Genomic DNA, 5,743 nt, shown 5'->3' with positions numbered 1-5,743 from the left:
CCCTTGAGCATGTCGGCGGTCACATCACGGATATCCTCGATCACATAGATGCGGCTGCCGGGCACCGCGGGTAATTCTTCACCAAGGCTTTTCGCTAGAAATCCCTTGGTGAGATAGTCTTGACTCTCCTTGCTGTTGTACTGGATCGATTCCAGCACGCAGTGACGGTTGGTCGCAACCAGTCCTTGCGGACTGACGAAGGAAGCTGAACATCCGCCCAGTGATACGATCGCGTTGAGCGGGGCAGTGTCTAGACGGCTGAGCTGCGCGGGATCAAGCTGGAGTCCATTCGCGCGCATGGCCGCGCCAAGTTCCGTAATCTGGGCCGGCATCCACATGCCTTCGTTCGCCGACGTCCAGAGCAAGTTCATAGCGGTGGCTTGGGCCAAACGACTAAAATTCGAGTTCATGCTGATCTCGTTCCCATTCTGTGTATTGTTCTCCGCTGATCTGGATCGATGAGCTATCGGGCTGACCGGCGTCCGCAAGCGCCTGCGCGGCAGCCACTGGGTGAAGAGTGAGTGGACGGTCAACACAAAAATCTGGGTGACGCTCCCCTCACATTGTATCGGCAACGTTTGCGGATCATCCGTTGCACTAATCGTGCCAAAGGATGCCTGAGACGCCCTTCGGGTCCCGCGGAGAAGTCATTCGAGACGCCTCTAACAATATCTCCCGCATTGCGGGCCGGCCATTGGAGCGCCTCGTCAATAAAGCTTTCAATCACCTACGTGGTAAGGGCCTTGCGTGTCCGACCTCCGACATTTGGGTCCGACCTCCGACATTTGGTTGTAGACCCGACACTCTCGTCCTCGCTCGCGACGAAGCCCACTGCCGAACAGCCGTCGTTAATTGTGAGAATGCGTGCTATCGTTTCTGTTACGTGCGGTGTTGCGCGAGGACGAGGGTGCGAGGAGTGCCCGGACTTCCCCTTGCCGCAAATCCGCTCGGCGCTTGGCGACATAACCCGGCGGACTATGTGCGCGAGTGCCGGCGTGAGGCGCGAAAGTAAATCTGGGATGAAACGTCGACCATCCGAATCGAGCATGGAAACCTCATCAAAGCGACAACCGCCAACCGGGTTCGCGAGGCAGGCGCGTTCGTCGTCCCGACGAACATCACCTTTGCTGTCGTCGCTCGGGACGGAGCCAGATACGGCATGTCCGCCGAATCCCTTGAAAAGGTGAGCTTCGTTCTCGATGCCGGCTTGTCGGCGCTCGAAACGCTTCAAAGCGCTGGCGTGACCATGGGCTACGGCTCCGATCTGCTTGGCCAGATGCATAGGCACCAATCAGAGGAATTTCTTCTGCGCGGCCGCGTTCTCAAGCCTCGGGACGTGATCCGATCCGCGACGGTGGATGCTGCCCGCGTGCTCAACATGGAAGGCCTCATCGGCACCATCGCGCCTGGCGCTCACGCAGATCTCATCGCCGTCTACGGCAATCCGTTGAAGGACCTCGCGATTTTGTCCGATCCCGCCCGGCTTCGAAAGATCATCAAGGGCGGGTGAGTGGTGAAGAATGAATAACCAGACGCAGGTAATCCGTTGCCATTCAGGGGAATTACGCAACACATATACAGGCAGGAGCACAACAGAACGTATTGAGCAGCTACCGATGGTTCCGAAGGCATGACGCTGCGATTGCCGCCTTCGTGCTGCCGGTGCTCAAAACTCTCAATCGTCCCTGACCAGCCTTGAAATCTCGGCGCTAATATCGGCTCCTTCGTAGGGCAATGCCTGAGGACGTTTCTCGCACGCCTAGCCGTCATAATACACGCGCTCATTTGATTGCGTGGCATCGGTGGAGAGCGCTGTCACAAACGGCTGGACGACATTCCTCATATCGCGCCGGCGGAGCCTGTTTTCACCAAAGTCGAACTCGCGGGTGACGCCTACGGCCCCTGCCAAGTTAATCCCATTTGAGATCGAATGCGGTGGGCGTGCCGCTCCTAGCAGCGCCGTTTTTCCCATTGACGTGAAAACATCAGAACAAAGTACCTTATGTCTACAGATTTCGTAGAATATCGTTTGGTTTCGGTGGTGGCCTATGGCGCATGTGTGGGAGATAGATGACTTGGCACGATTATCGGTTCTTGGAATATCCGGCGGTGTAAGCAACCCGTCCCGCACCACGGCGGTCGTCAATGCGCTGGTCAAGGCGGTCGCGTTGCGCCTGCTTGCCGACACCGGTCTGATTGAGATCACGGAGGCAGCACCGTCGCTTTTCGCCGGACTATCCCGCGGCGCACTTGGCGCATCTGGAGAAGCGATTATCCAGCGTGTCGAGAAGGCCGATTTGCTCGTGGTCGGAACGCCTGTCTATAGGGCTTCCTACACTGGCGCTCTCAAGCACCTGTTCGACCTGGTCGACTATCGCGCGTTGACGGGCAAGACCGTGCTTCTCGCGGCGACCGGCGGGAGCCCATACCATGGCCTGGTGCTCGAACATCAGCTCCGGCCATTGTTCGGCTTTTTTGGCTCTGTCACCGTCCCTACGGGCGTCTACGGCACGCCCGACGATTTCGTCGATGGCGAAATCGTCGGCGCAGCCATCATCGAGCGTATTGCAAGGGCCGCTACCGACGCGGTCTCCTTGCTCAACTCAAGTCACGCAAATGCCGCCGTCGCCACCCGCGTCGGCTGAGCCAATCAACAGGGGAAACGACGACATGAGTTCGCATTCCGACGCCATCAAATTCGCCTACTGGGTCCCGAACGTCTCCGGCGGCCTGGTCATCTCCAACATCGAGCAGCGGACGGGTTGGGATATCGACTACAACCGCAAGCTCGCCCAGATTGCCGAGGCCAACGGGTTCGACTATGCGCTGAGCCAGATCCGTTTCACAGCCGGCTATGGGGCCGACAACCAGCACGAATCAGTCTCGTTCAGCCATGCCTTGCTTGCCGCGACCACAACGCTGAAGGTCATCGCAGCGATCCTGCCCGGTCCGTGGAACCCTGCGCTGGCGGCCAAGCAGATCGCTACCATCAACCACCTGACCAATGGCCGCGTCTCCGTCAATGTCGTCAGCGGCTGGTTCCGAGGCGAGTTCGCCGCGATTGGCGAACTCTGGCTCGATCATGACGAGCGCTATCGCCGGTCGGAGGAATTTATCCGAGCGTTGCGCGGCATCTGGACGGAAGACAGCTTCACGCTGAAGGGCGATTTCTACCGCTTCACCAACTATTCCATGAAGCCGAAGCCGATCGAGCCCTTGCCCGAGATATTCCAGGGCGGCTCGTCGCGAGCCGCTCGCGACATGGCGTCTCGTGTCTCCGATTGGTATTTCACCAACGGCAATACCCCGGAGGAGATCCGGAAGCAGGTCGACGACATCCGCACCAAGGCGAAAGCCAACGGCCACAAGGTTAGGATCAGCGTCAACGCTTTCGCCATCGCCCGCGAGAGCGAGCAGGAAGCGCGCGCCGTGCTCGACGAGATCATCGCCAAGGCGAATCCGGAGGCGGTGCAGGGCTTTGCCGATCAGGTCAAGAATGCCGGCAAGGCCTCGCCGGAAGGCGAAGGCAATTGGGCGAAGTCGTCCCTCGAGGATCTCGTTCAGTACAATGACGGCTTCCGCAGCAATCTCATCGGCACGCCGGAACAGATCGCCGAACGCATCCTGAAACTGAAGGACGCCGGTGCCGACCTGATCCTGCTCGGCTTCCTGCATTTCCAGGAAGAGGTCGAGTTCTTCGGCAAGCGCGTCATTCCTCTGGTGCGCGAACTGGAAGCAGCTCGCGACAGGGAGCTTGTCGCCGCGGAATAGGACGGGCGCGGCCCACGGGGCCGCAGCCGACACGCCTTCAAAAGCAGGAATGTTTCATGATTGGTGCTTCGCTGGGAGCGGCCGCATACGAGCGCGCGTCCGAAATTTCCGCCATCCTCGCGGTGGCTAACCCCGTCGGCGACAGGCGTCTGGCACGCCTGTCGTCACGGCCGGATGTGGTTCTCGCGCTGAGCGGGATCGGCATTTCCTTTGGCGGGGTCAAGGCGCTGAGCGATGTTGATCTCGAAGTGGAAGTCGGCGAGATCCGCGCGGTGATCGGCCCCAACGGCGCCGGCAAGTCCTCACTGATCAACATCATCAGCGGCCTCTATCACGCCGACCGCGGCAGGATTGCGATCGGCGGGCAGTCCTTCTCCCGGGTGCCGGCGAGCCGTCTAGCACGGCTCGGCGTTGCGCGAACCTTCCAGAACCTGGCGCTATTCGGCGGTCTGTCCGTGCGCAACAACATCGCGTGCGGCCGCGTCCACACCAGGCGCGCCAGTTTCGTCGAACATATTGCAGGTCTGCCACGCGCCCGGAGCGAAGATGCGGGAATCGCCGAAAAGACCGATCAGATAGTCGCCTTCCTGCATCTCGAAAGCGTCGCCGACCGCCTCGTCGCCACCTTGCCTTACGGCCTGCAGAAGCGGGTCGAGCTGGCGCGCGCGCTGGTCGCCGAGCCGAAGCTGCTGCTGCTCGACGAGCCGATGGCCGGCATGACGGCGACCGAGAAGGCCGAGATGGCCGGCTTCGTGCGCGCCGCGCGCGACCGGCACGGCGTCACCATCATCCTGATCGAGCACGACATCGGCGTCGTCATGGGCCTCTCCGACCGCGTCGCCGTGCTCGACTACGGCCGCAAGATCGCAGACGGGACGCCGGCCGAGGTCAGGGCCGATCCGGCAGTGATCCGGGCCTATATCGGCACCGCCGAGGGCGAGAATGGCGAGGACATCTGATGAGCTACTATGATTTCCTCTTCGTCATCGAAGTGCTGGTCGGCGGCCTGCTCTCTGGCGTCATGTATTCGCTTGTCGCCATAGGTTTCGTGCTGATCTACAAGACGTCGGGCGTGCTGAACTTCGCGCAGGGGTCGATGGTGCTGTTCGCAGCGCTCACCTTTGTCAGCCTCGTCGAACGCGGCATCCCCTTCGCGCTTTCGCTGCTCATCACCTTCGCGGTCATGGTCGCGCTCGGCTTCACCATCGAGCGGACCGTGCTCAGGCCACTGGTCAACCGCTCGCCGATGACGCTGTTCATGGCGACGCTGGGGCTCTCCTACATCATCGAAGGTGCCGCCCAGCTTATCTGGGGCACGCAGGTGCACGGGCTCGACCTCGGCATCGACGACACCCCCTTCGAGGTCGGCGGCATACTGATCTCATCCTTCGACCTGCTGGCGGCGGCGATCGCCGCCGCCATGGTCGCAGGCCTCAGCGCCTTCTTCTATTGGACGCGGATCGGCCTTGCGTTTCGCGCCGTCGCCGACGATCAGTTCGCGGCCCTCGCCGTCGGGCTGCGGCTGCCTCGCATCTGGGGCACCGTGTGGACGGCGGCCGGCTTCGTCGCGCTGGTCGCCGGACTGTTGTGGGGCGCGCGTCTCGGCGTCCGGTTCTCGCTGTCGCTGATCGTGCTGAAGGCGCTGCCGGTGCTGGTGCTTGGCGGCTTCGATTCCATCCTCGGCGCCATCGTTGGCGGCCTCATCATCGGCGCCAGCGAGAAGCTGGCCGAGGTCTATCTCGGCCCGTTCGTCGGCGGCGGCATCGAGGGCTGGTTCGCCTATGCGATGGCGCTGGTTGTGCTTTTGGTGCGCCCCTCCGGCCTGTTTGGCCAGAAAACCGTCGAAAGGGTCTGAACCATGGCCGTGCAAGCTCTCGACGCCGCAAGGCTTCCAGTCGACTGGGCGAAACTCGTTCAGAAGCTGGCGTTGGCGACCGCCCTGTTCGTCGTCGCCTACGGCGTGGTCCCTGCC

General features: G+C 61.4%; 6 protein-coding genes. 5 read left to right on the top strand and 1 reads right to left on the bottom strand.

What is annotated here, in order from left to right; all coding sequences use genetic code 11:
* Nucleotides 1-410: S46 family peptidase (locus EOA60_RS15925; protein ID WP_164899339.1), on the bottom strand; the 410-nt coding region annotated here is incomplete at its 3' end.
* A gap of 602 nt (nucleotides 411-1,012) precedes the next feature.
* On the opposite strand from EOA60_RS15925, the gene EOA60_RS15920 reads away from it, so the two are divergent.
* The 5 genes from EOA60_RS15920 to EOA60_RS15900 all read left to right on the top strand — a co-directional run bounded on the left by EOA60_RS15920 (nucleotide 1,013) and on the right by EOA60_RS15900 (nucleotide 5,626).
* Nucleotides 1,013-1,510: an amidohydrolase family protein gene (locus tag EOA60_RS15920; protein ID WP_342028483.1), complete on the top strand. Its 498-nt coding sequence runs from the start codon at nucleotides 1,013-1,015 to the stop codon at nucleotides 1,508-1,510.
* Between the two features lie 565 nt (nucleotides 1,511-2,075).
* Nucleotides 2,076-2,645: an FMN reductase gene (msuE, locus tag EOA60_RS15915; RefSeq protein ID WP_236473434.1), complete on the top strand. Its 570-nt coding sequence runs from the start codon at nucleotides 2,076-2,078 to the stop codon at nucleotides 2,643-2,645.
* A gap of 25 nt (nucleotides 2,646-2,670) precedes the next feature.
* Nucleotides 2,671-3,771 (top strand): dimethylsulfone monooxygenase SfnG, encoded by a 1,101-nt coding sequence (gene sfnG / locus EOA60_RS15910; RefSeq protein ID WP_127335040.1) that lies wholly within the window; start codon nucleotides 2,671-2,673, stop codon nucleotides 3,769-3,771.
* A 56-nt stretch (nucleotides 3,772-3,827) separates the two neighbouring features.
* Nucleotides 3,828-4,730, top strand: a complete 903-nt coding sequence (locus tag EOA60_RS15905) for an ABC transporter ATP-binding protein (RefSeq protein ID WP_091600479.1) — start codon at nucleotides 3,828-3,830, stop codon at nucleotides 4,728-4,730.
* On the top strand, nucleotides 4,730-5,626 hold the full coding sequence (locus tag EOA60_RS15900) for a branched-chain amino acid ABC transporter permease (protein ID WP_128311582.1): 897 nt from the start codon (nucleotides 4,730-4,732) through the stop codon (nucleotides 5,624-5,626). The genes EOA60_RS15905 and EOA60_RS15900 overlap by 1 nt, the downstream gene beginning before the upstream one ends.
* The last annotated feature ends 117 nt before the right edge of the window (nucleotides 5,627-5,743 follow it).

The organism is Mesorhizobium sp. M1A.F.Ca.IN.020.06.1.1, assembly GCF_004023265.1.
Classification (GTDB): domain Bacteria; phylum Pseudomonadota; class Alphaproteobacteria; order Rhizobiales; family Rhizobiaceae; genus Mesorhizobium.
Note: the sequence above shows the minus strand (reverse complement) of the source record. Positions and strands in the feature narration are given on the sequence as shown.